The organism is Aeromonas sp. MdU4, assembly GCF_041929505.1.
Classification (GTDB): Bacteria; Pseudomonadota; Gammaproteobacteria; order Enterobacterales; family Aeromonadaceae; genus Aeromonas.
Genome location: NZ_JBHFMW010000009.1, coordinates 18,285 through 44,276 on the forward strand (window position 1 = coordinate 18,285; position 25,992 = coordinate 44,276).

The 25,992-nt window shown below is 60.8% G+C and carries 25 protein-coding genes; 19 read left to right on the forward strand and 6 right to left on the reverse strand.

Going from position 1 to position 25,992, the window contains the following annotated elements:
- Positions 1-19 precede the first annotated feature (19 nt).
- The 3 genes from ACE1BR_RS05860 (at position 20) to ACE1BR_RS05870 (ending at position 4,269) form a co-directional block, all read left to right on the forward strand.
- The gene (locus ACE1BR_RS05860) at positions 20-1,321 is read left to right on the forward strand and encodes a serine dehydratase subunit alpha family protein (protein ID WP_374868447.1); all 1,302 of its coding nucleotides are present in this window, start codon (positions 20-22) and stop codon (positions 1,319-1,321) included.
- A gap of 139 nt (positions 1,322-1,460) precedes the next feature.
- Positions 1,461-2,861 (forward strand): L-cystine transporter, encoded by a 1,401-nt coding sequence (locus tag ACE1BR_RS05865; protein WP_374868449.1) that lies wholly within the window; start codon positions 1,461-1,463, stop codon positions 2,859-2,861.
- Positions 2,862-2,940: 79 nt separating this feature from the next.
- Positions 2,941-4,269, forward strand: coding sequence for a CoA-disulfide reductase (locus tag ACE1BR_RS05870; protein WP_374868451.1), 1,329 nt, complete (start codon positions 2,941-2,943; stop codon positions 4,267-4,269).
- A gap of 121 nt (positions 4,270-4,390) precedes the next feature.
- Here ACE1BR_RS05870 and ACE1BR_RS05875 read toward each other — a convergent pair whose 3' ends face one another.
- Entirely contained in the window at positions 4,391-5,146 is a 756-nt protein-coding gene (locus ACE1BR_RS05875; protein WP_374868453.1) for an outer membrane protein assembly factor BamD, read from the reverse strand.
- 117 nt (positions 5,147-5,263) lie between these two features.
- Here ACE1BR_RS05875 and rluD point away from each other — a divergent pair, with 117 nt between their 5' ends.
- The 3 genes from rluD to clpB all read left to right on the forward strand — a co-directional run bounded on the left by rluD (position 5,264) and on the right by clpB (position 9,877).
- Positions 5,264-6,244: a 23S rRNA pseudouridine(1911/1915/1917) synthase RluD gene (rluD, locus tag ACE1BR_RS05880; RefSeq protein WP_374868455.1), complete on the forward strand. Its 981-nt coding sequence runs from the start codon at positions 5,264-5,266 to the stop codon at positions 6,242-6,244.
- A 119-nt stretch (positions 6,245-6,363) separates the two neighbouring features.
- Positions 6,364-7,101: a peptidoglycan editing factor PgeF gene (gene pgeF / locus ACE1BR_RS05885; protein ID WP_374868457.1), complete on the forward strand. Its 738-nt coding sequence runs from the start codon at positions 6,364-6,366 to the stop codon at positions 7,099-7,101.
- 202 nt (positions 7,102-7,303) lie between these two features.
- On the forward strand, positions 7,304-9,877 hold the full coding sequence (clpB, locus tag ACE1BR_RS05890) for an ATP-dependent chaperone ClpB (RefSeq protein ID WP_374868459.1): 2,574 nt from the start codon (positions 7,304-7,306) through the stop codon (positions 9,875-9,877).
- A 393-nt stretch (positions 9,878-10,270) separates the two neighbouring features.
- On the opposite strand, the gene asnA is transcribed toward clpB, so the two are convergent.
- Positions 10,271-11,263, reverse strand: coding sequence for an aspartate--ammonia ligase (gene asnA, locus ACE1BR_RS05895; RefSeq protein WP_033135289.1), 993 nt, complete (start codon positions 11,261-11,263; stop codon positions 10,271-10,273).
- 154 nt (positions 11,264-11,417) lie between these two features.
- Between asnA and asnC the strand changes: the two genes are divergently transcribed.
- The 3 genes from asnC to ACE1BR_RS05910 all read left to right on the forward strand — a co-directional run bounded on the left by asnC (position 11,418) and on the right by ACE1BR_RS05910 (position 13,409).
- Positions 11,418-11,879 carry a transcriptional regulator AsnC gene (asnC, locus tag ACE1BR_RS05900; protein ID WP_005339783.1) on the forward strand — a complete coding sequence of 154 codons (462 nt, stop codon included), beginning with the start codon at positions 11,418-11,420 and terminating at the stop codon, positions 11,877-11,879.
- Positions 11,880-12,052: 173 nt separating this feature from the next.
- The gene (locus tag ACE1BR_RS05905; protein WP_374868461.1) at positions 12,053-12,589 is read left to right on the forward strand and encodes a DUF2301 domain-containing membrane protein; all 537 of its coding nucleotides are present in this window, start codon (positions 12,053-12,055) and stop codon (positions 12,587-12,589) included.
- 115 nt (positions 12,590-12,704) lie between these two features.
- Positions 12,705-13,409 (forward strand): SDR family oxidoreductase, encoded by a 705-nt coding sequence (locus tag ACE1BR_RS05910; protein WP_374868463.1) that lies wholly within the window; start codon positions 12,705-12,707, stop codon positions 13,407-13,409.
- Here the strand turns inward: ACE1BR_RS05910 and ACE1BR_RS05915 are convergent.
- A complete protein-coding gene (locus ACE1BR_RS05915; protein ID WP_374868465.1) occupies positions 13,335-13,895 on the reverse strand; it encodes a 2-amino-4-hydroxy-6-hydroxymethyldihydropteridine diphosphokinase in 561 nt (186 codons plus the stop codon). The genes ACE1BR_RS05910 and ACE1BR_RS05915 overlap by 75 nt on opposite strands.
- A 124-nt stretch (positions 13,896-14,019) precedes the next feature.
- Between ACE1BR_RS05915 and ACE1BR_RS05920 the strand changes: the two genes are divergently transcribed.
- From ACE1BR_RS05920 to ACE1BR_RS05935, 4 genes are all read left to right on the forward strand, one after another.
- Positions 14,020-14,112 carry a YnhF family membrane protein gene (locus tag ACE1BR_RS05920; RefSeq protein WP_111807323.1) on the forward strand — a complete coding sequence of 31 codons (93 nt, stop codon included), beginning with the start codon at positions 14,020-14,022 and terminating at the stop codon, positions 14,110-14,112.
- A gap of 103 nt (positions 14,113-14,215) precedes the next feature.
- Positions 14,216-15,616, forward strand: coding sequence for a sensor histidine kinase (locus ACE1BR_RS05925; RefSeq protein ID WP_374868467.1), 1,401 nt, complete (start codon positions 14,216-14,218; stop codon positions 15,614-15,616).
- Between the two features lie 5 nt (positions 15,617-15,621).
- Positions 15,622-16,140 (forward strand): hypothetical protein, encoded by a 519-nt coding sequence (locus ACE1BR_RS05930; protein ID WP_374868469.1) that lies wholly within the window; start codon positions 15,622-15,624, stop codon positions 16,138-16,140.
- Positions 16,137-17,417 carry a sigma 54-interacting transcriptional regulator gene (locus tag ACE1BR_RS05935; RefSeq protein ID WP_374868471.1) on the forward strand — a complete coding sequence of 427 codons (1,281 nt, stop codon included), beginning with the start codon at positions 16,137-16,139 and terminating at the stop codon, positions 17,415-17,417. The genes ACE1BR_RS05930 and ACE1BR_RS05935 overlap by 4 nt, the downstream gene beginning before the upstream one ends.
- Before the next feature lie 51 nt (positions 17,418-17,468).
- On the opposite strand, the gene ACE1BR_RS05940 is transcribed toward ACE1BR_RS05935, so the two are convergent.
- Positions 17,469-17,951, reverse strand: a complete 483-nt coding sequence (locus tag ACE1BR_RS05940; protein ID WP_374868473.1) for a DUF1097 domain-containing protein — start codon at positions 17,949-17,951, stop codon at positions 17,469-17,471.
- A 371-nt stretch (positions 17,952-18,322) separates the two neighbouring features.
- On the opposite strand from ACE1BR_RS05940, the gene msrP reads away from it, so the two are divergent.
- Positions 18,323-19,327: a protein-methionine-sulfoxide reductase catalytic subunit MsrP gene (gene msrP, locus ACE1BR_RS05945; RefSeq protein WP_374868475.1), complete on the forward strand. Its 1,005-nt coding sequence runs from the start codon at positions 18,323-18,325 to the stop codon at positions 19,325-19,327.
- Positions 19,318-19,944: a protein-methionine-sulfoxide reductase heme-binding subunit MsrQ gene (msrQ, locus tag ACE1BR_RS05950; protein WP_374868477.1), complete on the forward strand. Its 627-nt coding sequence runs from the start codon at positions 19,318-19,320 to the stop codon at positions 19,942-19,944. The genes msrP and msrQ overlap by 10 nt, the downstream gene beginning before the upstream one ends.
- On the opposite strand, the gene ACE1BR_RS05955 is transcribed toward msrQ, so the two are convergent.
- Positions 19,941-20,189 carry a PepSY domain-containing protein gene (locus tag ACE1BR_RS05955; RefSeq protein WP_139412130.1) on the reverse strand — a complete coding sequence of 83 codons (249 nt, stop codon included), beginning with the start codon at positions 20,187-20,189 and terminating at the stop codon, positions 19,941-19,943. The two genes, msrQ and ACE1BR_RS05955, sit on opposite strands and share 4 nt — an antisense overlap.
- 63 nt (positions 20,190-20,252) lie before the next feature.
- Here ACE1BR_RS05955 and ACE1BR_RS05960 point away from each other — a divergent pair, with 63 nt between their 5' ends.
- The 4 genes from ACE1BR_RS05960 to ACE1BR_RS05975 are packed head-to-tail and all read left to right on the forward strand — an operon-like array spanning position 20,253 to position 23,118.
- The gene (locus ACE1BR_RS05960; protein ID WP_323064007.1) at positions 20,253-20,591 is read left to right on the forward strand and encodes a hypothetical protein; all 339 of its coding nucleotides are present in this window, start codon (positions 20,253-20,255) and stop codon (positions 20,589-20,591) included.
- A 21-nt stretch (positions 20,592-20,612) separates the two neighbouring features.
- Positions 20,613-21,269, forward strand: coding sequence for a response regulator transcription factor (locus ACE1BR_RS05965; protein ID WP_159158023.1), 657 nt, complete (start codon positions 20,613-20,615; stop codon positions 21,267-21,269).
- A complete protein-coding gene (locus tag ACE1BR_RS05970) occupies positions 21,266-22,615 on the forward strand; it encodes a sensor histidine kinase (RefSeq protein ID WP_374868481.1) in 1,350 nt (449 codons plus the stop codon). Before ACE1BR_RS05965 ends, ACE1BR_RS05970 begins: the two co-directional genes overlap by 4 nt.
- Before the next feature lie 41 nt (positions 22,616-22,656).
- Positions 22,657-23,118, forward strand: coding sequence for a hypothetical protein (locus ACE1BR_RS05975; RefSeq protein WP_335865258.1), 462 nt, complete (start codon positions 22,657-22,659; stop codon positions 23,116-23,118).
- A 382-nt stretch (positions 23,119-23,500) separates the two neighbouring features.
- Here ACE1BR_RS05975 and torA read toward each other — a convergent pair whose 3' ends face one another.
- Positions 23,501-25,981, reverse strand: coding sequence for a trimethylamine-N-oxide reductase TorA (gene torA / locus ACE1BR_RS05980; RefSeq protein ID WP_374868483.1), 2,481 nt, complete (start codon positions 25,979-25,981; stop codon positions 23,501-23,503).
- Between the last annotated feature and the right edge of the window lie 11 nt (positions 25,982-25,992).

Genomic DNA, 25,992 nt, shown 5'->3' on the forward strand with positions numbered 1-25,992 from the left:
GCCTGCGGGCGCCATGAACATGAGAACCACAGCAATGAAAGCACAATGGACCGACTTTATTACCCTGCTCAAGCGTGAAGTGGTGCCCGCCCTGGGCTGTACCGAGCCGATGTCGGTGGCGCTGGCCGCGGCCAACTGCCGCAAGCTGCTGGGGCAGGATCCGACCCGCATCAGCGTCTGGGTCAGTGGCAACCTGTTCAAGAACGGCATGGGGGTCGGGGTGCCTGGAACCGGCATGATTGGTTTGCCAGTCGCTGCGGCGGTAGGCATCACCGGGGGCAACCCGGATGCGGGGCTGGAGGTGCTCAAGACCCTCACCCCGGCCCAGGTCGAGGCGGCCAAGGCGTTGCTGCCCGTCATCAAGGTGGATGTGAAGGATGTGCCGGACGTGCTCTACGCCGAGGTGCTGGCTGAGGTGGAGGGTCACAGTGCCCGGGTGGTGATCTGTACCGACCATACCCGCATCATCCTGATGGAGAAGGATGGTGAGGTGCTGATGGCGCAGAACAGTGCCTCCGGTGTACAGATCCAGGCTGCCCCGTCCAGCAAGCCCACCATGACCCTGCGTGAGATCGTCGATTTTGCATTGGAAGTGCCGCTGGCCGAGATCGACTTCATCCGTGCCGCCGCGACCATGAATCAGGCGCTGGCAGATGAGGGATTACATGGCTATGGCCTGCAGATCGGCAAGATCCTCACCGAGCAGGTAGAGCGCAAGCTGCTCTCCGACGACCTGATGACCCTGGCAATGCGCCTCTCCTCCGCCGCTTCAGATGCGCGGATGGATGGTGCCATGCTGCCCGCCATGTCCAACTCTGGCTCCGGCAATCAGGGCATCGCCGCCACCATGCCGGTAGTCGCGGCAGCCCGCTTCCTCAAGGCGAGCGACGAGCAGCTGACCCGGGCGCTGGTGATGAGCCATCTGGTGGCTATCTACATCAAGACTTACCAGAACAAGCTGTCGGCTCTCTGTGCCGCCAGTACCGCTGCCATGGGCGCTGGCGCCGCCATCACCTGGTTGCTGGGCGGTCAGTACCAGCAGATCAGTCACTGCATCAACAACATGATTGGCGATGTCTCCGGCATCATCTGCGACGGCGCAGGTAGTGCCTGTTCGATGAAGGTCTCTACCTCCACCTCGGCGGCGGTGAAGTCCTCGCTGATGGCCATCAACAACCTGCATGTCCCTCAGAGCGAGGGGATCGTCTCCGATGACGTGGACCAGACTATCGCCAACCTGGGTCGTCTCTCCAAAGAGGGGATGCTGGATACCGATATCGAGATCATCAACATCATGCGAGCGAAACAGCAGAAGCAGTAAGCTCGCGACAAGGGGGCAATAGACCCCCTCTACATTTGTGCCATGACGGGTCAGGCCGTCGGGCACTGCGGTTGCCAGGGCAAGCATGGCGCTTGCTCTTTTTTCTCGGGCTTGAGCCCGCTTTTTGGGGAGTCATTTCATGACACTTAGCGTAATAGGCAATCTGGCCATCGCGGCTATCTTGCTGTTCTTTCTCTACCGGTTACAGGAAAAACATGTGAGCTTCACCCGTCGGGTGTTTGCCGGCCTGGGGCTCGGTATCCTGTTCGGTGCTGCTCTGCAACTGCTCTATGGAGCAGGCTCTGCGGTGATCGCCCAGACCATCGACTATCTCGATATCGTCGGTGGCGGCTATGTGAAGCTGCTGCAGATGATCATCATCCCGCTCATCATGGTCTCCATCATCAGCGCCATCCTCAAGCTCAACGGTGGTACTGCCCTTGGCAAGATCAGCGCCATGACCATTGGCGTGCTGATCTTCACCACCGCCATCGCTGCGGGGGCGGGCATCCTGATGTCCAACCTGTTTGGTCTGACTGCGGAAGGTCTCACTGCCGGTGCCGCCGAGAGCGCCCGTGGCGCGGCGCTGCAGACTACCCTCGGCAGCGTCGAGAGCATGTCCTTTGCCAAGATGATGTTGGAGTTCATTCCAGCCAACCCCTTCCTTGACATGACCGGCGGTCGCAAGACTTCCACCATCGCCGTGGTGATCTTCTCCATCTTCATCGGTCTGTCGGCTACCGGCATTGCCCGCAAGAAGCCGGAGATCTTCGCCAGCTTCAGCCACTTCATTGCCGTGGCCCACGCCATCGTGATGCGGATGGTGACCCTGGTGCTGCGCCTGACCCCGTTTGGCGTGCTGGCGCTGATGACCAAGGTGGTCTCCGGTTCCAACTACGCTGACATCATCAATCTGCTCAGCTTTGTGATGGCCTCTTACGGCGCCATCGCCATCATGTTCGCCGTGCACCTGCTGCTGGTCGGCATGGTCGGCATCAACCCGGCTCGCTTCCTGAAGAAGATCACTCCGGTGTTGGCCTTTGCCTTCACCTCCCGTACCAGTGCGGGCTCCATCCCGATGAACGTGCAGACCCAGACCAAGTCACTGGGTATTCCGGAGGGGATCGCCAACTTCGCCGCCTCCTTCGGTTCCACCATCGGCCAGAACGGCTGTGCCGGTATCTATCCGGCCATGCTGGCTGTGATGATTGCGCCGACTGTCGGGGTCAATCCGATGGACCCGGGCTTCATCATGACCCTGATCGCCATTATCACCGTCAGCTCCTTCGGGGTGGCCGGGATCGGCGGCGGTGCCACTTTTGCCGCGCTGATCGTGCTCTCCGCGCTGGACTTCCCGGTGGCACTGGCCGGTCTGCTCATCTCCATCGAGCCGCTGATCGACATGGGCCGTACCGCGCTCAACGTCTCCGGCTCCATCACTGCGGGCACGGTTACCAGCCGCCTGCTGAGGGAGACCGACATGAACGTATTCAACAGCGATCACGAAGTGAGTCTGGACGGCGAAGAGTCCACCATCTGATCCGCAGCGGGAGGGGTAACCTTCCCACCATCAACCGCAGGGAGGGCATGCCCTCCCTGCGCCATTGAGAGGAAAAACAATGAGAATTCTGATCATCGGTGGCGAAGCCGCCGGTATGAGTGCGGCCGCCAAGGCGCGCCGACTGGCCAAAGAGGCTGACATCGTGGTGTATGAAGCGTCCGAGGTGATCTCCTTCGGCGCATGTGGTCTGCCCTACTTTGTCGGCGACGAGTTTCAGGAGCCTGGCTACATGGCCGAGTTCACCCCGGAGCAGTTCGCTGCCAAGGGGATTGAGGTCAAGATTGGCCACCGGGTGCTGAGTCTGGATGCTGCTGCGCAGACGCTGCAAGTGGAGCACAACGGTGACACCTTCACCGATCGCTACGATCGGCTGATGATCGCCACCGGCGCCCGCGAAGTGATGCCACCTATCCCCGGCCTGCAGCAGGAGGGGGTATTTGGTCTGCGCCGGATGGCCGACGGACTGGCGCTGAAGGCGGCAGTACAAGACAAGAACAATCGCCGCGCCGTGGTGATCGGCTCCGGCTTTATCGGGCTGGAAGTGGTCGAGGCGCTGGTTCATCAGGGCAAGGAGGTGCGTCTGATCGAGCTGGCGGAGCGGGTCATCCCTGATGCGTTTGATGGCGAGATCACCCAACACATTGAAACCGAACTGCGCGAGCAGGGGGTCTCTCTCCATCTGGGTGAGCGAGTTGAAGCGCTGCTGGGGGAGGGCCGGGTGACCGGCGTGCGTACCAGCCAGGGCGAGTACGTGGCCGATATCGTGGTGGTCTGCACCGGGGTCAAGCCCAACACCGAGTTTCTGGCTGATACCGGCATCGAGCGGCTCGGCAACGGCGCCATCAAGGTGGATCGTCAGGGGCGCAGCTCGCTGGCCAACGTCTGGTCGGCCGGTGACTGTGCCAGTGTTTGGCACGCCGTGAATCAGCAGCAGGTCTATGTGCCGCTCGCCACCATCGCCAACAAGCTGGGGCGCATGGTGGGCGAGAACCTGGCGGGGGCCGAGCAGGAGTTTCCGGGCACCCTCGGCTCCGCCGCACTCAAGGTGCTGGGGCTGGAGGCGGGCCGCACCGGCCTCTCCGAGCAGGAAGCCAAGGCGATGGGCATCGACTATCGCACCGTGGTGATCAAGGACAAGTGCCATACCAACTACTGCCCGGGTCAGTCCGACATTCACGTCAAGCTGGTTTACGAGGCGGGCAGCAAGCGGCTGCTGGGTGGCCAGATCCTCGGTCGCAAGGGGGCGGTCCACCGCATCGACGCGCTGGCGGTGGCCATCACCATGGGGGTAACCACCGAGCAGCTCGGCATGCTCGATTTTGCCTACGCGCCGCCCTTCTCCCGCACCTGGGATGCCCTGAACGTGGCAGGTAATGTAGCGAAGTAAGAGCTGCGATGACGGCGCAGGGAGGGCGCCGTCATGCCGGGCCAGCTCTGCGGATAAATTCTAGAGATAAAAAAACCGATGCCTTGGCATCGGTTTTTTGTTACCGGTTGATCCGTATCACTCAGCCACGGCCGAGGCGGTTCTCCGGGTAGTTCTTGGCAAGCACTTCGCGGGCATGCTTGGCCAGTTCCGGCATCTTCAACGTGTCGTAGGACTGGACCATGATCTCCAGTGCCTTCTCGGTCTCGGCTGTGTCGGGGTAGGTTTCGACAAGCAGCTTGGCTCGGTTGGCGGCAGCGACCAGCGCATCACGCTTCACGTAATACTCGGCCACGCTCAGGTCATATCTGGCCAGACGATTTTTCAGGCCAATCATGCGGGCACGAGCATCGGCGGCATAGACACTGTTGGGGTAGTTCTGCAGCAGGGTCTTGAAGTCCTGGAATGCCTGACGGGCATAAGCCGGGTCCTTGTCGTCCCGATCGATACCGAACATGTTCTGGAAGAAGTTGTAATCCGCAGCCATGTTGGTCAGACCGCGCATATAGAAGACGTAATCGATATTTTTATGCGCCGGATTGAGGCGGATAAAACGGTCGATATTGGCGATCGCCTGAGCGGTGTCATCCTGCTTGTAGTAGGCATAGATGAGGTCAAGCTGCACCTGGTTTGAGTAGGCTCCGAACGGATAACGAGAGTCCAAAGCCTCCAGCAATTCAGTGGCTTGCACGTAGTTGCCCACGTCCAGTTTGAGGCGTGCTTTCTGGTACAGGGTCTCCGGCGGTTCGTCGGGTACCTTGGGTTTGGTGCTGGAACAGCCTGTGATCAAGGTAGCGACCAAGGCGAGCGACATCAGCAGGTGAGACTTCTTTCCCATCAACAACATCCGGTCCATTTCCACGAAATTGGCAAAGTATCCGTTATGCTTGGCTAAAAGAAAAGCTAGAATACCCGGATTATTTCGAATTGATACCCCCCGCTCAAGAGACCATACATGAGCCAGCATATTGAACTGACAGGCGAATTCCAGGATCACCAATTCGGGCAGCGACTCGACCAGGCCCTGGCCGAATTGTTTCCAGACTACTCCCGCACCCGCATCAAGGAGTGGATTTTACAGGACAGAGTGACCCTGGACGGTCAGGTTGCCAACACCCCGCGCGAGAAAATTCTGGCCGGGCAGCAGGTGCATGTGAATGTCGAGCTGGAAGATGACACCCGCTTCGATGCGCAGGATATCGAGCTCAACATCGTTTATGAAGATGAACACATCCTGGTGATCGACAAGCCAGCCGGTCTGGTGGTCCACCCGGGGGCCGGTACGCCCGATGGCACCATCCTCAACGCCCTGCTGCATCGCTATCCCGATATCGCCGAGGTGCCTCGTGCCGGGATCGTGCACCGTCTGGATAAAGACACCACCGGCCTGATGGTGGTTGCCAAAACCGTACCCGCCCAGACCCATCTGGTGGAAGCGCTGCAGGCGCGCCAGATTACCCGTGAGTACGAAGCGATAGCCATCGGTCACATGACCGCAGGTGGCACAGTTGATGCGCCCATCGGCCGTCACCCGACCCAGCGTACCCATATGGCTGTGGTGCCTAACGGCCGTCCTTCTGTGACTCACTACCGGGTGCACGAGAAGTTCCGTGGCCACACCCGTCTGCGTCTGCGTCTGGAAACCGGTCGTACCCACCAGATCCGTGTCCACATGGCCCACATCAAGCACCCGCTGGTAGGCGATCCGGCATACGGTGGTCGTCTGCGCCTGCTGCGCAATGCGACACCGGAGCTGACCCAGATGCTGCGCAGCTTCAATCGTCAGGCTCTGCACGCCACCATGTTGCAGCTGGCGCACCCCATCACGGGTGAAGTGATGCAGTGGCACTCCGAGACGCCACAAGACATGGTAGATCTGATGGAAGTGCTGCGCGCTGACACCTTGGCCAATCCGGACGATCTGGTCTGGAACTGATTCCCAGGGCCACTTTGCGACAATTTTTGCCGTAACCAGACCTCCATGACCTGAGACGGGGCCCCTTGACTGGTTGCAGCCAAGGGGCCCCGCTTTCATATGAACGAAAGGAGCCATAGATGAAATGGATCGAACCCGATTGGCCTGCACCTGCCAACGTCAGAGCCCTGTCGACCATACGTGATGGCGGCGTCAGTGAGGGGGTCTTTGCTGGTCTTAATCTGGGTGCCCATGTGGGGGATGAACCGGCGCGGGTTGAGGCCAATCGCGCCCGCTTGCAGCAGGCCGCCCGGATCCCCGGCACTCTCAACTGGCTCAATCAGGTACACGGTACCGTTGTGCATCCGGTCAGCAGCCATTATGAGCTGGCGCCGGATGCCGATGCAGCTTGCGCCCATGAGGCGGAGCTGGCCTGCATCGTGATGACCGCCGACTGTTTGCCGGTGCTGTTTTGTGATCGGGCCGGTACTGTGGTGGCTGCGGCCCATGCTGGCTGGCGTGGACTGAAGGAGGGCGTGCTAGAGGCCAGTATCGCCGCCATGGGCTGCGAGCCGGGCGAGATCCTGGCCTGGCTTGGCCCGGCCATCGGCCCTACCGCGTTTGAAGTGGGTGGTGAGGTGCGCGAGGCCTTTATGGCGGAGCAGGCCGAAGCAGAAGCGGCCTTCGTGCCTTCGTCCAACGAGGGTAAATGGCTGGCGGATATCTACCGGTTGGCGCGGCTGCGGCTGGCCCGCGCCGGGGTGAATGCTGTCTATGGCGGCGAGCACTGTACCTTCAGCGATAGCGAGCAGTTTTACTCTTATCGCCGCGATGGCCAGACCGGCCGGATGGCCTCCCTCATCTGGCTGGCCCGCTAAGCAATCACCCGCCAAGTAATACCCCGTCTCTCTCAAGAGCAAATCCGTATGAGAGAGGCGGGGATCCTGCCTTCTCCCCGCTTTGCAGAAAAAATAACCAGCCATTGCCCTTGAAATAGCCCGCACGGGCCTCATCTTTCATCTCAGAAAGTTATGTTGTTTGCCGCGCAAGCGGCGTCTGCCTGTTTGAAGGGGGAGTGCAATGCGCCTCGATCGCCTGACCAGTAAATTCCAAATCGCTATTTCTGATGCCCAGTCTTTGGCACTGGGTCGTGACCACCAATTTATCGAACCCGTCCACTTGATGACCGCGCTGGTCAATCAGGATGGCGGCTCTATTCGTCCACTGCTTACCCTGACCGGGCTGGATATCAATTCTCTGCGCTCCCGCCTCGGCGAGGAGCTGGATCGCCTGCCCAAGGTGAGCGGGGTTGAGGGGGATGTTCAGCTCTCCAACGGCCTCGGCCGCCTGCTTAACGTCTGTGACAAACTGGCCCAGCAGCGCAAGGATCAGTTCATTTCGTCCGAGCTGTTCGTGCTGGCGGCCCTTGACGAGAAGGGAACGCTGGGCGAGCTGCTGCGTGCTCAGGGGTTGACCAAAGAGAAACTGGAAGCGGCCATCGACAAGGTGCGTGGCGGCAAGAAGGTGGAGGATGCCAACGCCGAGGAGAATCGTCAGGCGCTGGAGAAGTACACCATCGATCTGACCGAGCGGGCCGAGATCGGCAAGCTCGACCCGGTTATTGGCCGTGATGACGAGATCCGCCGTACCATCCAGGTGCTGCAACGCCGCACCAAGAACAACCCGGTACTGATCGGTGCCCCAGGTGTCGGCAAGACCGCCATCGTCGAGGGGCTGGCCCAGCGCATCATCAACGGCGAAGTGCCGGAAGGGCTGAAGAACAAGCGGGTGCTGTCACTGGATATGGGGGCGCTGGTAGCCGGTGCCAAATATCGCGGCGAGTTCGAAGAGCGGCTGAAAGCCGTGCTCAATGATCTCGCCAAGGAGGAGGGCAACGTCATCCTCTTTATCGACGAGCTGCACACCATGGTCGGCGCTGGCAAGGGCGAAGGGGCCATGGATGCGGGCAACATGCTCAAACCGGCATTGGCCCGTGGCGACCTGCACTGCGTCGGTGCCACCACCCTGGATGAGTACCGTCAGTACATCGAGAAGGATGCGGCCCTCGAGCGCCGTTTCCAGAAGGTGCTGGTGGAAGAGCCGAGCGTGGAGGACACCATCGCCATCCTGCGCGGCCTGAAAGAGCGTTACGAGCTGCACCACCATGTGCAGATCACCGACCCCGCCATCGTGGCGGCGGCTCAGCTGTCGCACCGCTATATCGCGGATCGCCAGCTGCCGGACAAGGCGATCGACCTCATTGACGAGGCGGCGGCCAGCATCCGGCTGCAGATCGACTCCAAGCCGGAGGCACTCGATCGCCTCGAGCGGCGCATCATCCAGCTCAAGCTGGAGCAGCAGGCGTTGATGAAGGAGGACGATGACGCCAGCCGCAAACGTCTGGAGCTGATCAATCAGGAGATTGGCGAAAAAGATCGGGAATACAACGAGCTGGATGAAGTGTGGAAGGCCGAGAAGGCTGCCCTCGCCGGTACCCAGCATATCAAGGCGGCGCTGGAGCAGGCCCGTCAGGATCTCGATGTGGCGCGCCGCGCCGGGGATCTGGGCCGGATGTCCGAGCTGCAATATGGCCGTATCCCCGAGCTGGAAAAACAGCTGGATCTCGCCACTCAGGCTGAGATGCAAGAGACCAGCCTGCTGCGCAACCGGGTCACCGACGTGGAGATCGCCGATGTGCTGGCCCGCTGGACCGGCATTCCGGTGGCCCGCATGCTGGAAGGGGAGCGCGACAAGCTGCTGCGGATGGAAGAGCAACTGCACAGCCGGGTGATCGGCCAGGAGGAGGCGGTCGAAGCGGTCTCCAACGCCATTCGCCGCTCCCGTGCCGGGCTTTCCGATCCGAACCGCCCCATCGGCTCCTTCCTGTTCCTCGGACCGACCGGGGTGGGCAAGACCGAGCTGTGCAAGGCGCTGGCGGAGTTCCTGTTCGATACCCAGGATGCCATGGTGCGGATCGACATGTCCGAGTTCATGGAGAAACACAGCGTGGCTCGTCTGGTGGGGGCGCCTCCCGGATATGTGGGTTACGAGGAGGGCGGTTATCTGACCGAGGCGGTACGCCGTCGCCCCTACTCGGTGATCCTGCTGGACGAAGTGGAGAAGGCGCACCCGGATGTGTTCAACATCCTGTTGCAGGTGCTCGATGATGGCCGCCTGACCGATGGTCAGGGCCGCACCGTCGATTTCCGCAACTCGGTGGTGATCATGACCTCCAACCTCGGGTCGGATCTGATTCAGGAGCACCACTCCGAGAAGGATTACGACGAGATGAAGGCCATGCTGATGGAGGTGCTGACCCGCAGCTTCCGACCGGAGTTTATCAACCGAATCGACGAGACGGTGGTGTTCCACCCCCTCGGCGAGGATCACATTAAGTCCATCGCCCGCATCCAGCTCAAGAGCCTGATGGGCCGACTGGAGGCCCAGGGTTACGAGGTGGAGGTGAGCGAGGCGCTGCTCGAGAAGCTGGTGCACGCCGGGTTCGACCCCGTCTACGGGGCGCGGCCTCTCAAACGGGCGATCCAGCACAAGGTGGAGAACCCGCTGGCGCAGGCGCTGCTCTCCGGTCGCATCGTGCCGGGCAAAAAACTGCTGCTGGGGGCCGACAGCAACGGCTTGACCATGACCCAGTAACCGATCTCGTGTCGATGTTTGCAACGCCAGCCTTCGGGCTGGCGTTGTCATATCTGGCGGCGGGGATTCGGGCGCAAAAAAAACGGCAATCCGAAGATTGCCGGGAGGAATGTAGTGACGCGACCTGGCGTGGGTTGAGCGGGTCGCAGGGGCAAGCCCCGGTTTCGCCGCGGGCCATCAGGGATGACCACACGGCTTACAGCATGTCCGGACTGCGCTCGTTCAGTCCGCACCGCCACACACCTTCAGGGCTGACCCGCGTGGCACAGCTTGCGGGCCAGACCGATGAAATCAACTCGTTTACAGCATGCCCTGTACGGCAGCCTTCATCTCTGATGGCCAAACGCCGACCTGTGCCTGTTTGTCGATATGCTCCTTTACGAGAAAACCGGCTTACAGCATGCCCTGAACGGCCGCCTTCATTTCAGAAGGCCAGACGCCGACTTGAACCTGGCCAATATGCTCTTTTTGCAGCAGCAGCATGGCCAGACGGGATTGGCCGATGCCGCCGCCGATGGTCTGCGGCATCCGTGCGGCCAGCAGATCCTGATGCCAGTCATACTGCAGGCGATCCTCGTCACCGGTGATGGCGAGCTGGCGGCGCAGCGCCTCGGCGTCGACCCGGATCCCCATGGAGGAGATCTCGAAGCTGTCTTGCAGCACCGGGTTCCACACCAGAATGTCACCGTTCAGACCCGCCAGACCCAGCTCGCTGTGGCTGCTCCAGTCGTCATAGTCCGGGGCGCGTACATCGTGGCGCTCGCCGTGGGAGAGGGCGCCACCGATACCGATCAGGAACACGGCCCCCAGCTCTTTGGCGATGGCACGCTCGCGCCCCTTGGCATCGAGGTCCGGGTAGCGGGTCAGCAGCTCTTCGCTGTGCAGGAACTGGATCTCGGCCGGCAGGAAGGGGGTCAGCTCATGCTCGGCACAGACCGCGCGCTCGGTGGCCTTGATGGCAGCCCAGATGCCGCGCACGGTCTCCTGTAGATAGGCCAGATCGCGGCGCTCGCTCGGCATTACCTTCTCCCAGTCCCACTGATCCACATAGACCGAGTGGATGGGGGTGAGCTTGTCTTCATCCGGGCGCAGCGCCTTCATGTGGGTGTAGATCCCTTCACCCGGACCGAAGCCGAAGCGACCCAGAGTCTGGCGCTTCCATTTGGCCAGTGAATGTACCACTTCGTAGCTGTGCTCCGGCAGGGTTTTCACCTTGACCTGCACTGCATTCTCGTGGCCAGAGAGGTTGTCCTGAGTGCCATCACCGACCCGGCTCAGAATGGGGGCTTGCACCTCCATCAGACCCAGTTGCTGGGCGAGTTGGCGGGAGAACATCTCTTTGACGAAGCTGATCTGCTGTTGGCTGCGAATGTAGTGCTGTTTCATGCTGAATTCCTGTTTCAAACCCCGTTGGATGTGGTGATTCTTCAACAGATTGCCAACCAAATTCAATATTCGATAATAGAAATAGGCTTTGTGTGTTTTTTTCTTCAAAATAAGCTGTTGTTTAATGAGGTATCGTCAACGGGAGTGCAAAAAAATGCCGGAAAATTACCGGATCGATAATCTCGATCAGGCCATCCTCACCGCTCTGATGGAGAATGCGCGGATCCCTTACGCCGAACTTGCGAAACAACTGGCGGTCAGCCCGGGCACCATCCATGTGCGGGTGGAGAAGATGAAACAGGCGGGGATCATCGAGGGGACACGGGTGCAGGTTAACCCCAAGAAGTTGGGTTACGACGTCTGCTGCTTTATCGGGATCAATCTGAAGAGTGCCAAGGATTACCCCTCGGCGCTGGCCAAGCTGCAGGCGCTGGACGAAGTGGTGGAGGCCTACTACACCACCGGCCACTACAGCATCTTCATGAAGGTGATGACCCGCTCCATAGACGAGCTGCAGATAGTGCTGATCAACAAGATCCAGACCATCGACGAGATCCAGTCCACTGAAACCCTGATCTCGCTGCAAAACCCGATCCTGCGGGATGTGAAGCCCTGATCTGTGTTGCTAATGCAGATTTGGATGGCGCAGGCTCCGGATCGATGGCCCAAGAGGAAGCACGATGGGTGGCAGTGGGCACTGGGGTGTAGTGTCACATGTATGTTTGCCGTCATGCGCGGCTTGGCTTGCCGTATATTGGTGGGCTACGGGTGATCAAGAGGTGAGAATTTATGGCAAATCCTGAAATCGAGAGTCCACTGGACGGGATCGACAAGCTAACCGTTTCGCTCTACCGCCTTGGTTTGAGTGTGGCGGCTTTGTTGCTGCTTGTCCGCGGGGCAGCGTTGCTGAGCGGTTTCACGCTGCTGCCATCGGCACAATGGTTGATGTTGCTGGCAGTGGCAAGCGCTCTCTGTGGTTTTTCCCTCCATATCTACGACAAGCGGATTCGCCTGATTCTGCAGGGGTTCGGCTGGGGGGCTCTGGCGCTGGCAGCGGTAGGGGCGCCGGATGCACTGGTGCTGGGCGCGGCTCTGGCGACCCTATCCGGGTTGGCGTTCAAGGAGCAGTTTTGTTTCGCGATTCCCGGGATCAAGCTGGTGCCGCTGTTGCTGCCCTTGTTGTGGTTGCTGGAGTGGCTCAGGGTGGAGTGGGCCGTCGCGCTGGTGGCATTGGTCTGTGGCGGTTTGCTGACGCTGCTGGCGCTGGCCAAATGGCGGATGCCCCTGCACTTCGACATCGGTGACAAGGGGCGTTATCAGATCTAGGCCTGTCATGTCCCGGTAGGGGTCTGTATTCATGCTGGTTGGCATTGCGGTCGCCGGTGATCCGCCTGGTCGTGGTGTTCGTTCATGGAAGAGATTGAAAAGAAAAGGAGATCATATGCGTGCACTGGTAACGGGTTGTGGTCGTCGGCTTGGGTTCTATCTCTGTGAGCAGCTGGTGGCCGCTGGCTGGCAGGTGACGGGCAGCTATCGCAGCGAGCGTCCCGAGCTCGCCAACTTGGCGGCGCTGGGGGTCGAACTGGTGCAGGCGGATTTTGGCCGGGAAGAGGACGTTGGCAAGCTGATCGAGGTACTGGCTACCCATCAGGATCTGGCGCTGGTGATCCACAACGCATCGGCATTCGAGCCACAGGCGGATGATCCCGCAGCGCAACTGGCCCAGTTCGAGCAGTTCTACCGGGTGCACATGGCCGCCCCCTTCCAGCTCAATCGGGCGCTGGCTCCGCAATTGGCAAGCAATGCCAACGCCAGCATCATCCATATCACCGATATCTATATCCACGCTCCAGCCCCCCGGTTTGCCAGTTATGTGGCGACCAAGGCGGGGGCTCATTCGCTGGCCATGAGTTTTGCCCGCGAGCTGGCGCCCGCTGTGCGGGTCAACACCATAGAGCCTGGCCCCATCCTGTTTCTCGATGAGCATGACGAGGCGTGGCGCCAGCAGGTGTTGGCGAAAACACCGCTGGCACGGGAGGGGGGGCTTGAGCCTATCTGGCAGGCAGTGCAGTTATTGATGGGAAACAGTTATATGACGGGGGCCAGCATCAAGGTGGATGGTGGGCGTGCTTTGGCCGAGTTGTGAGGGGGCCCTGACTGTGGTGGGCTCCAGACCGAGCGACTGAACATGCACGGTTTTCCCCGACTCTGCGGACAGATGCAGTTGCAGCTCCACCTTGGGATCGTGCACGTCGCCATTGCCGTAAAGCTCCGCCAGAAGCTCTGTCAGGTATGAATCAACCAGTGTATTGGCAAAATCGCCGTGCGGGTTGCTGGCTAGAATGTCGATATCCAGCGGGCGGTCGTGCACTTTGCAGAGGGGATCGCTGCGGTCACGGCCATGGGCCACTTCAAGGGCCACAAATGCCTGCTTCAGCGTGGTGGCGTCCAGTTCGCTCTCCAGGATCAGCAGGCAGTTGAGAAAGTCGTGGCTGGAGTGCATCCCCACCGGTTTGGTGCTGATCACCGAGCTGGTCTGCAAACGGCCAAAGCGGGTGGCCAGCTCCTCCAGCACCTGGGTGACATGCGTGTTTGGGTCAAGATTGGAACCAATGCTACACAGATAGAACATGCTCACCATCCTTGGGTTGGGCTCATCTGAAATGTATACGCAGCTCACGGTTATCGGATTAACTATGACGTAACATTATTCTATCTATTGTGATCCGGCACTGATTGGCAGAAAGGAGGTTTGCATGAGTGTGGAGCTGAAGTGGGCGCTGTTGACCGCCTCGGGCGCGTTGGCGATGATCCTGATTATCTGTCTGGCCTCAGTCGCCTTGGCATAAAACACAATTTGTTCGAGATAATCTGAACCGGCCGCTGGCCGGTTTTGTTTTTTGGGGAGTAGGGCTATGCTGGCGCACCGGTGAGAATGCATGAGAATAGACGATGACCAAGGTTCGCCCACGCTCCCTGCTGCAGGTGGTATTGATGGGGTTTGTGCTGGTGCTGATGCCGCTTGGCGGCATGATCTGGCACAACAGCACCGCCCTTGCCCACCTCAGCCAGCTCACCAGCGACGAGATGGAGCGGGCGGTCAAGGATACCCGCCGTGCCACCCTGCTCACCGCGCAGGCCATCGATATCGAACGTACCTTGCGCCGCTTTGCCGTGCTGGGCGATCGGCGCAGCCTCACCAGTTATCAACAGCAGCTGGATGGCTATCGGGCGCTGTTGTCGGAGCATCGCAACTCCATCGCCGATAGCCAGGCGTATGAGAGCCTGGATCGCGTGTTTACATGGCTCTATGGCTTGCAGGATGTTGCGCTGGCCCGTGCTGCGGTGAAGGGTGACCAGCTCGAGCAGTTCAACAGCTTCAACCAGCAACTCGAGTCCGTCACGCGTAGTCGGGTTGACGAGCACATGAATCGGGTGCGACTCACGATCGCGGAGTTGACCAAAGAGCTCTGGTGGGTCAGTGGCTTGGTGGCCGTCATTAGCCTGTTGCTGGTCTTTCTATTTACCTACCTGATCATCCACCCGGTACGACAGATTGAGTCGCGCATCTTGAGTCTGGGAGCGGGGGTTGAGCCAGATCCGCGGCCGGTCGATGGTCCGGCAGAACTGGTGCTGCTGGGAGAGCGGATCCTCTGGTTATACGAAAAGCTCAAGGAGCTGGAGCAGCAGAAATATCAGTTCCTGCGCCATGTCTCCCACGAGCTCAAGACCCCGCTGGCGGTGTTGCGAGAGGGGTCGGATCTGCTCTGCGAGCAGCTGGTTGGCCCGCTGACTCCGGATCAGCTGGAGATCTGCCAGATGCTGGATGAGAACAGTCGGCGCCTGCAGACCCTGATCGAGCGATTGCTCGATTTCAATCGTCTCAGCCAGCAGGAGACGTTCGAACTGGAGCCGGTTCCCCTGTTGCCCATGTTGGCAGAACTTTCCGCAGAATACCGGCTGGCATTGGAGTCCAAGCAGATCCGTGTACACTTGCCGACCGAGCCGGTTACCTTGTGGGCAGAGCCCTACCGGCTGCGGCTGATCCTCGATAACCTCTTCTCCAATGCCGTCAGTTATGGTGCCAACGGAGGCAATATCTGGATCCGTGCCGAGGCAGGTGCGCAGGCGCGCTGGTTGGAGGTTGCCAACGAGGGGCCAGAGATCCCCGAGGCTGATCAGCAGCGCATTTTTGAACCCTTCGAGCAGGGCAGCACAGTGCGACAAGGTGTCCTGAAAGGCTCTGGTATGGGCCTCTCTATCGCACGGGAGTCGGCCCATAGTCTGGGAGGGGAGTTGGTTCTGGTACAGGATGAACAGGCGGATGTCTGCTTCAGGTTGACGTTGAAATGAGGATTATGAAGATACAACGGGTATTTCCAGCTCTGATGGCAGGGTTGCTCGCAGGCTGCTCTTTGCTGCCGCAACATGCGCAGCAGGAGTCCTCCGAGATTGCTTTTGCCAAGCGGATGGAGTTTGCCAACAAGGAGATGCAGGTACGTCTGCAATATTCTGACTGGCTGTTGGCCAGCCACCCCCAGCAGCGGGTGCAGGAGCGTCAGCGTTTGAAGGGGGCAGATGACCTGGAGAGCCGGGTCAGTCTGGCGATGGTCGATTCTCACCCTGCCGAGGCGGTGGCTACTCGTCGCGCCGGTCTGGCGCGCCTGAAGAAGATGCTGCCGGAGCTTGGCCTCGACGCGCAGGCGTTTTTGCGCAGCTGGATCGCCCTTGGCGAGCAGCTGCTGGTGCGCGATAGTCGGCGGGATGATCAGAGTCAGGAGATCCAGCGCTTACGCCACCAGATCGATCAGCTCTCTGCCATCGATGAACAGCTTAACCAGCGTAAACTGAACGAACGTCGTGAGGTAGTACCATGAGCCGGATCCTGCTTGTGGATGACGATGCCAGCCTGCTCAAACTGATGAGCATGCGGTTGCGTAGCCAGGGTTATGAAGTGGATACCGCCGACAGTGCGGAAGGGGCGCTCGATCGGTTGCGCCAGCAGCGGGCCGATCTGGTGCTGAGCGATCTGCGGATGGCTGGCATGGATGGCTTGGCGCTGTTCGAGCGGATCCAGGCTCAGTGGCTCGGTTTGCCGGTGATTATCATGACCGCCCACGGCACCATTCCCGATGCCATTCAGGCAACCCGTTCCGGCGTGTTCAGCTTTCTGACCAAGCCGATTAACAAAGATGAGCTGCTGGCCACCATCGAGCATGCGCTGAGCCTGACCCGCCCGAAACAGCAGCAGGAGTGGCAGTCGCTGATCCTGACCCGCAACCCCCAGCTGGAGCAGCTGCTTATTCAGGCACACAGCATCGCCACCATGGAGGTGCCTGTGCTGATCATGGGGCCGTCAGGTTCCGGCAAGGGGGCGATGGCGCTGGCGTTGCATCAGGCCAGCCAGCGTCGTGACCAGCCACTGTACAGTATCAATTGTGCTGCCATCCCCTGGGCGACCCTCGATCTGCAACTGTTTGGTGAAGATAACTGCTCCGGTCTGTTTGAACAGGCCAAGGGGGCGACCCTGTTTCTCGACGAGATCGGCACTCTTTCCGAATCCTTGCAGGCCAAGTTGCTGCAGGTGATGGAGGAGTATGGCCAGGGTACCCCGGAGGTACGAGTGCTCAGCTCCAGCCATCAGGATCTGGTCAAGGCGATGGAGGAGGGGCGCTTTCGGGAAGATCTCTTCTATCGCCTCAACGTTGCCAACATCACTTTGCCATCCCTCAGCGCCCGCAGCGAGGATATTCCCCTGCTGGCCCGTCAGGCTCTCGATGACTACCGCAGCCGCCACAGCGACTGCGCTGCCATGGGCTTCTCGCCCGAGGCGCTGGCCATGCTGGCTGCGGCTGCTTGGCCCGGCAACGTGCGCCAGCTCTGCAACGTGGTGGAGCAGCTGGCCAGCCTCTGCTGCAGCCCGGTGATCGGCGTGGCCATGGTGGAGTCTGCCCTGAGTGGCGGCGGTGGTGGCATCCCCTCGTTCAACGAGGCGCGCGCCGAGTTCGAGAAGGAGTATCTGATCCGTCTGCTGCGCACGACCGAGGGCAACGTGACCCTGGCGGCCAACATGGCGGGGAGGAACCGTACCGATTTCTACAAGCTGTTGAATCGGCACGGCATAGAGGCGGCAAACTTCAAATCGAAAGGGTAAACCGGCGCGAAACGACCCTGAATGACAGGGTCGTTGCGTCGTTGATATCGCTCAGGCGGGGCCGGTGGCACCATCGGCGTTGCGGGATTTCAGGGTCTTTTGGGAGAGCCAGAGTCCGCTCGCTTTCATCAGATAACCGAACAGGGCGCCGATAATCAGCGATGGCAGGATCAGTCGCCAATCTCCTGCTGCACCTATGGTGCCGCAGCAGCCAGCAAATGTGCCAGGAATGTAGCTGAGCCACTGCTGCTTGGCCTGCACGCACATCAGGGTTGCCACCACGGCGGTCATGACATAGCCCGCAACGCCAGCGCCCCACCAACCATCGCCATGGATCAGCAATAGCCCCCACAGCATGCCTGTGGTGTTGCAGAAGATAGTTTGCAGCAGCGCCTTGTAACCCCCGCTGGAAGCAAAATAGCAGGTGCAGCCGAGGAAGCCGATCCAGGAAATAAGGCCGAATACAGTGGCAATCCAGCCCCAAATGCCGGAGAGAATACCTGTGGTAATGGCAATCGCGATCAGTGGGCTCATGGCGTGGCTCTTCAGTTGGCTTTTAATAAAAACGGGCAGCCTACCCCCGGCAATCGGGGCGGCAAGCGGGGTCCGAATTGTGTGTGATCTTCATCACCCTTTTCAACTCAGGAATACGCTTGCGCTCGCGAAAAAAATTCATTGGTGACCGGTCAAACCCTCGACCATAGTTAGAGGCCCTGTCCTGCTCATGGAGTGAGTCTGATGGTGCCCAATGTGATCGTTCCCCTGCTGGTATTCGTAGTGCTGTTTCTGGTCGGAACCATGGCCAAGGCGCTGCCCCTGTACCACCTCATGTAATCCGGTGTGAAATAAAAATCTGCCGGGGCGGGTCTTATCTCTGTCGCCTCTAACTGCCCCGGGAGTTTTTCATGTTGATCAAGCGTCGTTCCACCCATCACCTCACTGAACAGGATGTCACCCCGGAAGCCGTCTATCAGGATCGCCGCCTTATTCTCAAGGGGCTGGGTCTGGGCGCCGCTACCCTCGCGTTTCCCGCTCAGGCGGGAGTACTCGATCTGCTGCGCGGTAAAGAGGATGCTCCCCCGTCCGCCACCAAACCGCTCAACAGCAAGCCTGCGGATCGCCCGACCAATCTGGTGCTGACACCGGAAGAGAAGGCGACCAGCTACAACAACTTCTACGAGCTCGGCACCGACAAGACGGACCCGGCCCGCAACGCCCATTACCTCAAACCGGAACCCTGGACGTTGAAGGTGGAGGGGGCGGTAGCCAAACCCTTCACTCTGGATGTGTGGGATCTCATCAACAAAACCGAGCTGGAGGAGCGGATCTACCGGCTGCGCTGCGTCGAAGCCTGGTCGATGGTGCTGCCCTGGAACGGCATCTCGCTGGCGGAGATCATTCGCCGCGCCGAACCGACCAGCCGCGCCAAGTTTGTTGCCTTCGAGACCCTGTTTGATCCGAAACAGCTGCCCGGTCAGGCCTCAGACTCGCTGGGCGGCGGTATCGACTATCCCTACGTCGAGGGGCTGCGTATCGACGAGGCGATGCACCCGCTCTCCTTCCTCGCCATGGGGCTCTACGGCAAGACCCTGCCCGCCCAGAACGGCGCGCCGATCCGGCTGGTGGTGCCATGGAAGTACGGTTTCAAGAGCATCAAGAGCATCGTCTCGATCCGGCTGGTGGAGGAGATGCCACCCACCACCTGGAATCTGCTCGCACCCAACGAATATGGCTTCTACGCCAACGTCAATCCGCAGGTGGATCACCCGCGCTGGAGTCAGGCCAGCGAGCGGTTCATCGGCGAGGGCGGGCTGTTCGGCGCCAAGCGCCAGCCGACCCTGATGTTCAACGGCTATGGCGACGAGGTCGCCTCGCTCTATCAGGGGATGGATCTGCGCCAATGGTACTGAAACTGAAAGCCTCACATATCAGTGGCTTGCGGGGGCTGGTGCATCTGGGGTCCTTCGGCTTTCTGCTCTGGCTGGGGTACGCCCTGCCAGCCGGTCTGCTGGGGGGCGACCCCGTGCCCGAACTGATCCACTACCTCGGCAAGGGGGCGCTCAACCTGCTGCTGCTCACCCTGCTGGTCTCGCCGCTGGCCAAACGCTGGCGGCAGGGGCAACTCATCAAGCTGCGCCGTCCGCTCGGGCTCTGGTGCATGGTCTGGGCGCTGCTCCACTTCATGGTGTGGCTGGGGTTGGATCTGCAGTTCGACTGGGGGCTGATTGGCAGCGAGCTGGTCAAGCGCCGCTATATCGTGGTGGGAATGGTGGCGCTGCTGCTGTTGCTGGCGTTGGGCATCACCTCGCTCCCTGCGTTGCAGCGGCGGATGGGGACGGCGTGGCAGAAGCTGCACAACTGGGTTTATGCGGTGGCCTTGCTGGTGCCGGTGCACTACTGGTGGTCGCTCAAGAGTGGTTGGCTGGAGCCGCTCATCTACCTGCTGCTGGCTGGCGCTCTGCTCTGGCCGAGAAGGGAGAAGCTGCTGCGCCCGTGGCGCATCCGCTGGAAAGCAAAAGAGGCCTAATCGGCCTCTTGTTGTTTGATCTCGCCAGTGTAGGCATCGACGATGAGATGTACCTTCTGATCCTGGCGATTGAGGGTTTTGACCTCGAATTTGTCCCCTTCCAGCTCCACTTCGCGAATGTCGTGGTACCCTTGCGCCAGCAACAGTTTGACCAGCCCGGCCATGTCGAGGCGGCTTTGGGCCGCCCAGCTTGAGGCGCTCAGCAGGCAAAGGATCAGCAGGAAACTGCGCGGGATCATATTCATTCCGGATTCATGGCTGGCAGACTATAAACGCCATTATGTTAGGTTTTTGGAGATGAATCATCCATGAATAGAGCGCTCCCTCTGATCGGGTTGTTGTTGCCAGTGCTGGCGCAGGCGCTGACGCCTGACGAAGCCCTGTTGCAGCAAGCTGTCCATGAGGGACGGGTTCGGCCCTTCCACGAAATGATGGAGGTGGCATCCAGATTGCCGGTGCGGGTTTTACGGGTCGATCTGGGAGAAGAGGATGGTATCTGGCTCTATGAACTGCGCGTGATCGACCGGGAGAACAGCGTGCTCAAGGTGGCCTATCGGGCCGACAACCTGGAGATGGTGTGGGCCAAGGGCCACCATCTGGAGCGGCTGTTCGAGCCACCCGTGCCCCCGGTCGAGGATGATGAGTAACCTCTGTTTGGAAGCCTGTTCATGCGAATTCTGATTGTTGAAGATGAAAAAGTACTGGCTGGCCAGCTGGCTGAACAGCTGCGCCTTTCCGGCTTTGTCACCGACCTCTGCCACGATGGCAACGAGGCCGGTTTTCTCGGCGAGACCGAGCCCTACGACGCCATCATTCTCGACCTCGGTCTGCCGGGGCGCGATGGCCTGAGCGTGCTGAAGGAGTGGCGCAGCAAGGGGATCGATACCCCGGTGCTGGTGCTGACTGCCCGTGGCCAGCTGCATGAGAAGATTGAGGGGCTCAACGCCGGTGCCGACGACTACCTCACCAAGCCGTTCCAGGTGGCCGAGCTGGTGGCGCGAGTTCATGCCCTGGTGCGTCGGGCGGCGGGCAACGCCAGTTCCATTCTGGAGATTGGCGGGGTGCGCCTCGATATGGCCGCGTCGCAGGTGTGGTACGAAGGGACCCCCATCAAGCTGACCGCCCACGAGTTCCGGGTGCTCGGTTATCTGATGCAACACAGGGGCAAGGTGGTGTCGCGCAGCGAACTGATCGACCACATCTACGCTCAGGATTTCGACCGCGACTCCAACACCGTCGAGGTGTTCATCGGCCGGATCCGCAAGAAGACCAATCCCGATCTGATTGAGACAGTGCGCGGCCTCGGGTACCGGATCAACGAATGAGGCTGGTCAGAACCCTGCGGGGGCGACTGGTCGCCATCGCGCTGGTGTGGTGCGGCCTGTTCCTGTTCGCTACCGGCTTCAGTCTGCAGACCATGATGCGCAACTACTGGCAGGAGGCAGAGGCCGACAGTCTGCGCCTGCAGCTCTATGATCTGCTCTCCCGGCTGGAGGTGGCGAAGACCGGCCTGCCGGTGGTGGTTGAGCCGATGGCTGATCCCCGCTTCACCCAACCTTACTCCGGCTACTACTGGCAGCTGGAGCTGGGGGAAGATGTGGTGGGTCGCTCCCGCTCCCTGTGGGACACCCATTTGATGAGTCGTGGCCTCAAGTCCGCCTTTGGCGATCCTGACCTCTTTTTCGGCAAGGGGCCCAACAAGGAGCCGCTGCTGATCATGACCCGTACCGTGCTGCTGCCTGGTTCGGATCGGGTGTTCACCCTGGTGATGGCCAAAGACAGCAGCGCCCTGACCCAGACCCTCAACAAGACCCGCATCAGCCTGTTCCTCGGCCTCGGCTTTGCCGCGACCGGTCTGGTGCTCGGCTTCATGTTCCAGATCGTCTACGGTCTGCGGCCGCTCCATCTGCTGCGCCGTGAATTGGGGCGGGTCCATCAGGGCCATCAGGAGGGGTTCCGGCTGCGCTATCCGCTGGAGATCCAGCCGCTGGTGGAGGATATCAACCGGCTGCTGCACCACTACGGCGAGCTGCTGCAGCGGGCGCGATCCCACACCGGCAATCTGGCCCATGCCCTCAAGACGCCGCTCAGCATCATGCGCAATCAGGTGGCCCAGTTGCCGCCGGAAGATCAGGCTGCCATCGGCGAGCAGCTCGACCAGATCCAGCGCCATATCGATTACCACCTCGGCAAGGCGCGGGTGACCGGCGCCGCCAAGATCCTCGGGGTATCGACCCCGGTGCGGGCGCGGGTGGAGTACATCTGCCGTGCCTTCTCTCGCCTCTATCCGGGCAAGACGGTGGACTTGCAGGTGCCCGCCAATCTGGCGGTCGGGGTGGAGGAACAGGATTTCGACGAGATGGTGGGCAATTTGCTGGAGAACGCCTTCAAGTGGTCGGCCAGCCAGTTGCGCATCTCCAGTGCCGAGTTGGGGGGCTGGATCACTCTGCGCATCGAGGATGACGGCCCCGGCATGAGCGAAGATCAGATCGCCAAGGCGGTGCTGCGTGGAGTACGACTCGACGAGAAGGTGCCGGGCTCCGGCCTTGGCCTCAACATCGTCTCCGATCTGGCGGAAGCCTATCGGGGCAGTTTCATCATGGGCCGCGCCGAACTCGGCGGGCTGGCCGCCTCTCTCTCGTTGCCCAAGGTGGCAAGAGTGGAGAGCTAGGCATAACATATGGCATTTGTTTTAGCCTGAGGAAGAGAACCATGACCGACGATCCGTGGGCACTGTGTCACCTTGACGATTCATTTGACGCCTCTGTGCTGGGGGTCAAGGGCGCCCAGATCCAGTGGTTTGAAGACAGGGATGGCCTGATCGCGTTCCTTCTGGAAGATTTTGTCGATCTGCTGGCCGACGTGGGTGAGCTGGAAGAGGATCAGACCGAACAGGCGCGCGAGCGCTTCACCCTGTTGGTGGAGCAGAGCTTCGACGATCGCACCCTGATGGATGCCATCAACGATCTCGCCTCCGGCCTGCGTCGCATCGCCTGGTTGGGGCCGCTCTCGGAGCTGGCCGAGATCAGCGACGACTTTGCCTCCGGTCTGCGCCGCTACTTCTGGAGCCAGTACGACGGGGATGAAGATGACCCGGATGCCTGGGTGCCGGAAGAGCTCTGGCCGCAACTGGTGGAGTGCGCGCAGGAGTATATGGAAGAGGGCGAGTTCTGATTTCCCTCTCTCCTCTCATCGCAGCGATAAACAATCGGCGCCTTCGGGCGCCGTTTTTATTGGCGCGGATGGCGCGTCCTTATGGTGATCGGGCGCTGCCCTGTGGGGCGGTACAAGAGCCGGGCAGGGCCGCCATGGGGCGCTTGGTTATTGGTATAAGTAAAAATCGGGTCATTATCGGAAAAGTCATAAATTAAATTTATGCAGGAGAATCAGGCTTCCTCACGGTGCCTGCGAGCGCCGCCAGCGCTGTGGGAGGGGATTTTCCGATCCTCGGGATTGGTGCTGACGGTGGCGGTTATTCCGACAAGGGATCTCCCCGTCACAACCGGGATAAAAAAACGGCGCCATGATGGCGCCGTTTTGTCTGGGAGCAACAGCCTTAGCCGTTGGCCGGTACCGCGTGGGCGGTGTTGGCCAGCACCGGGCCTGTGTACTTCTCGATCTGCAGCTGGGCCATGTGGCCGCAGTTGCCCTGCGCCAGGCTGGACGAGCCTTCGTCGAAGGTGAGGCAGTTGACGTTGCCGTTCTTGCAGATGCTGCCCGCTTCGCCCGGCTTGGCCGGGTCATACCAGGCCCCTTCGCAGATCCGCACCACCCCCTGACGCACATCTTCGGAGAGCAGGGCGCCCACCAGGATCTGACCGCGCTCGTTGAAGGCGCGCACCAGATCCCCCTGAGCGATGCCACGGGCCTTGGCATCGGCGGGATGGATCATGATCGCCTCGCGGTCGGCGATGGCGAACTTGTCCCGCAGCGGGGTGTTGTCGAGCTGGGAGTGCAGCCGCTGGGTCGGGTGGGAGGTGTTGAGCGACAGCGGATAGTGCGCCGCCACCTCGCTCTTCACCCACTCTTTGGGCTCATACCACTTGGGATGACCGGCGCAGTCGGCATAACCCATCCCCGCCACCGTGTTAGAGAAGATCTCGATCTTGCCGGACGGGGTACCGAGCGGGTTGAGCAGCGGGTTCTCGCGAAAATCGGCGTGACGGATCCACTGGCGGTTGGCCTCGGGGATCGGGAAGCGGATGTAGTTGTTGGACTCCCAGAACATGTTGAACGGCGGCAGCGCCACCCGGGCACCACGGGCCTGGGCGGCCATGCCGTCGTACATCTGCTTGAGCCACAGCATCTCGTCCTTGCCTTCGGTGTACTGCTCCTGCACACCCAGCTTGGCGGCGATGGCGCTGAAGATATCGAAGTCGCTGCGGGACTCGTGCTGGGGCGGCACGCACTGGTGCATCGGGAACACATAGCGCTGGGAGTAGTCGCCGCCCATCTCCAGATCGTTGCGCTCGTAGCTGGTGGTGACCGGCAGCACGATGTCGGCGTGCTTGGCGGTGGCGGTCCAGTAGGGCTCGTGAACGATCACGGTCTGCGGTTTGCGCCACGCCTGCAGCAGGTTGTTGGTGTCCTGATGGTGGTGGAAGGGGTTGCCGCCTGCCACGTAGACCAGCTTGATGTCCGGATAGGTTACCTTGCGGCCGTTGAAGTCGATGGTCTTGCCGGGGTTGGCGAGACAGTCGGCGATGCGGGCCACCGGGATCGGGGCCGGGCTGTTCTTCGGCGCATTGCCGGCGGAGATGCCCGCCAGAATGCCGCCCTTGGCGGTGGGGCTGCCACCGGAGGAGTAGTGGTAGCTGAAGCCGTAGCCGCCGCCCGGCAGGCCGATCTGGCCCAGCATGGAGGCCAGGGTCACCAGCATCCAGTTCGGCTGTTCACCGTGCTGCTGACGCTGCATGCCCCAACCGGCCATGATCATGGTGCGCTTGGCGGCCATGTCGAGGGCCAGTTGGCGAATTACCTTGGCATCGACGCCACAGACGGAGCTCGCCCACTCGGCGCTCTTCGGCTGACCGTCATCCTTGCCGAGCAGGTAGGCGAGGAACTTGTCGAAGCCGACGGTGTAGCGATCGAGGAAGGCCTGATCATGCTTCTTCTCGCTATAGAGGGTATGAGCCACACCCAGCATCATGGCCACGTCGGTGTAGGCGTTCGGGGCAATCCACTCGGCGCCGACCAGCTTGGCGGTCTCGTTGTAGACCGGGTCGATGCTGATGATGCGGGTGCCTTTCTCTTTCAGCGCCTTGAAGCCAGCCTGACCTTCGTGATCCGGCATGTTCCAGCTGTTCTTCAGGGTGACCTGAGCGTTGACCCCCCACAGCACCACCAGTTCGGCGTTTTCGACCACGTTGGGCCAGGCGGTCTGCTGCTCGTACACCTCGATGGAGCCCATCACATGGGACATGATCACCTGAGCCGCACCGGTGGAGTAGTCACCGGCATAACCGGTGAAGCCGCCGGAGAGGTTCATCAGGCGGTGCAGCAGGGTGCGGCTGTTGTGGAACATGCCGACACTCTTCCAGCCGTAGGAACCGGCGTGGATCGCCTGCGGGCCGAAGTCACTCTGCACGCGCTGGATTTCACCGGCCACCAGTTCGATCGCCTTGTCCCAGCTCACTCGCACCCACTCGTCGGCACCGCGCAACTCGGGTTTGGCGCCCGGGCCGTGCTCCAGCCAGCTCTTGCGTACCATGGGGTACTTGATGCGGTTCTTGGCGTGTACCTGGAACGGTGCCATGTCGATGAGATCGTTCGGCGCCGGATCATCGGCCACCGGCTGGACGCGCACCATGCGGCCATCCTCGACGACCGCCTCGAAGGCCCCCCAGTGGGCGCCGGTCAGAATGCCTTTCTGGGCGGGCACCAGAGTCGGGAACTGGCTCAATGCGGTGCTGATGGCTTGCGCCAGTGCACTCTTGGGAAAAATACCGCTGAGCAGGGGCAGGGCTGCGCAGGCGCCGAGCCCCTTGAGCAGGTTGCGGCGGGACAGATTGGTCTTCTTGTCGTTGAAAAAAGTCATAACGGTTTTCC

What these genes read in the sequence shown, in the direction of transcription:
- ACE1BR_RS05960 (WP_323064007.1), top strand. Translation starts at nt 20,253, where the DNA reads ATGAATAGAGCGCTCCCTCTGATCGGGTTGTTGTTGCCAGTGCTGGCG.
- ACE1BR_RS05935 (WP_374868471.1), top strand. Translation starts at nt 16,137, where the DNA reads ATGAGCCGGATCCTGCTTGTGGATGACGATGCCAGCCTGCTCAAACTG.
- asnC (WP_005339783.1), top strand. Translation starts at nt 11,418, where the DNA reads ATGCCGGAAAATTACCGGATCGATAATCTCGATCAGGCCATCCTCACC.
- pgeF (WP_374868457.1), top strand. Translation starts at nt 6,364, where the DNA reads ATGAAATGGATCGAACCCGATTGGCCTGCACCTGCCAACGTCAGAGCC.
- ACE1BR_RS05925 (WP_374868467.1), top strand. Translation starts at nt 14,216, where the DNA reads ATGACCAAGGTTCGCCCACGCTCCCTGCTGCAGGTGGTATTGATGGGG.
- ACE1BR_RS05915 (WP_374868465.1), bottom strand. Translation starts at nt 13,895, where the DNA reads ATGTTCTATCTGTGTAGCATTGGTTCCAATCTTGACCCAAACACGCAT.
- ACE1BR_RS05965 (WP_159158023.1), top strand. Translation starts at nt 20,613, where the DNA reads ATGCGAATTCTGATTGTTGAAGATGAAAAAGTACTGGCTGGCCAGCTG.
- msrP (WP_374868475.1), top strand. Translation starts at nt 18,323, where the DNA reads ATGTTGATCAAGCGTCGTTCCACCCATCACCTCACTGAACAGGATGTC.
- ACE1BR_RS05955 (WP_139412130.1), bottom strand. Translation starts at nt 20,189, where the DNA reads ATGAATATGATCCCGCGCAGTTTCCTGCTGATCCTTTGCCTGCTGAGC.
- torA (WP_374868483.1), bottom strand. Translation starts at nt 25,981, where the DNA reads ATGACTTTTTTCAACGACAAGAAGACCAATCTGTCCCGCCGCAACCTG.
- ACE1BR_RS05875 (WP_374868453.1), bottom strand. Translation starts at nt 5,146, where the DNA reads ATGGGAAAGAAGTCTCACCTGCTGATGTCGCTCGCCTTGGTCGCTACC.
- ACE1BR_RS05905 (WP_374868461.1), top strand. Translation starts at nt 12,053, where the DNA reads ATGGCAAATCCTGAAATCGAGAGTCCACTGGACGGGATCGACAAGCTA.
- ACE1BR_RS05940 (WP_374868473.1), bottom strand. Translation starts at nt 17,951, where the DNA reads ATGAGCCCACTGATCGCGATTGCCATTACCACAGGTATTCTCTCCGGC.
- ACE1BR_RS05910 (WP_374868463.1), top strand. Translation starts at nt 12,705, where the DNA reads ATGCGTGCACTGGTAACGGGTTGTGGTCGTCGGCTTGGGTTCTATCTC.
- ACE1BR_RS05975 (WP_335865258.1), top strand. Translation starts at nt 22,657, where the DNA reads ATGACCGACGATCCGTGGGCACTGTGTCACCTTGACGATTCATTTGAC.
- asnA (WP_033135289.1), bottom strand. Translation starts at nt 11,263, where the DNA reads ATGAAACAGCACTACATTCGCAGCCAACAGCAGATCAGCTTCGTCAAA.
- ACE1BR_RS05930 (WP_374868469.1), top strand. Translation starts at nt 15,622, where the DNA reads ATGAAGATACAACGGGTATTTCCAGCTCTGATGGCAGGGTTGCTCGCA.
- ACE1BR_RS05870 (WP_374868451.1), top strand. Translation starts at nt 2,941, where the DNA reads ATGAGAATTCTGATCATCGGTGGCGAAGCCGCCGGTATGAGTGCGGCC.
- ACE1BR_RS05860 (WP_374868447.1), top strand. Translation starts at nt 20, where the DNA reads ATGAGAACCACAGCAATGAAAGCACAATGGACCGACTTTATTACCCTG.
- ACE1BR_RS05920 (WP_111807323.1), top strand. Translation starts at nt 14,020, where the DNA reads ATGAGTGTGGAGCTGAAGTGGGCGCTGTTGACCGCCTCGGGCGCGTTG.
- msrQ (WP_374868477.1), top strand. Translation starts at nt 19,318, where the DNA reads ATGGTACTGAAACTGAAAGCCTCACATATCAGTGGCTTGCGGGGGCTG.
- rluD (WP_374868455.1), top strand. Translation starts at nt 5,264, where the DNA reads ATGAGCCAGCATATTGAACTGACAGGCGAATTCCAGGATCACCAATTC.
- ACE1BR_RS05865 (WP_374868449.1), top strand. Translation starts at nt 1,461, where the DNA reads ATGACACTTAGCGTAATAGGCAATCTGGCCATCGCGGCTATCTTGCTG.
- clpB (WP_374868459.1), top strand. Translation starts at nt 7,304, where the DNA reads ATGCGCCTCGATCGCCTGACCAGTAAATTCCAAATCGCTATTTCTGAT.
- ACE1BR_RS05970 (WP_374868481.1), top strand. Translation starts at nt 21,266, where the DNA reads ATGAGGCTGGTCAGAACCCTGCGGGGGCGACTGGTCGCCATCGCGCTG.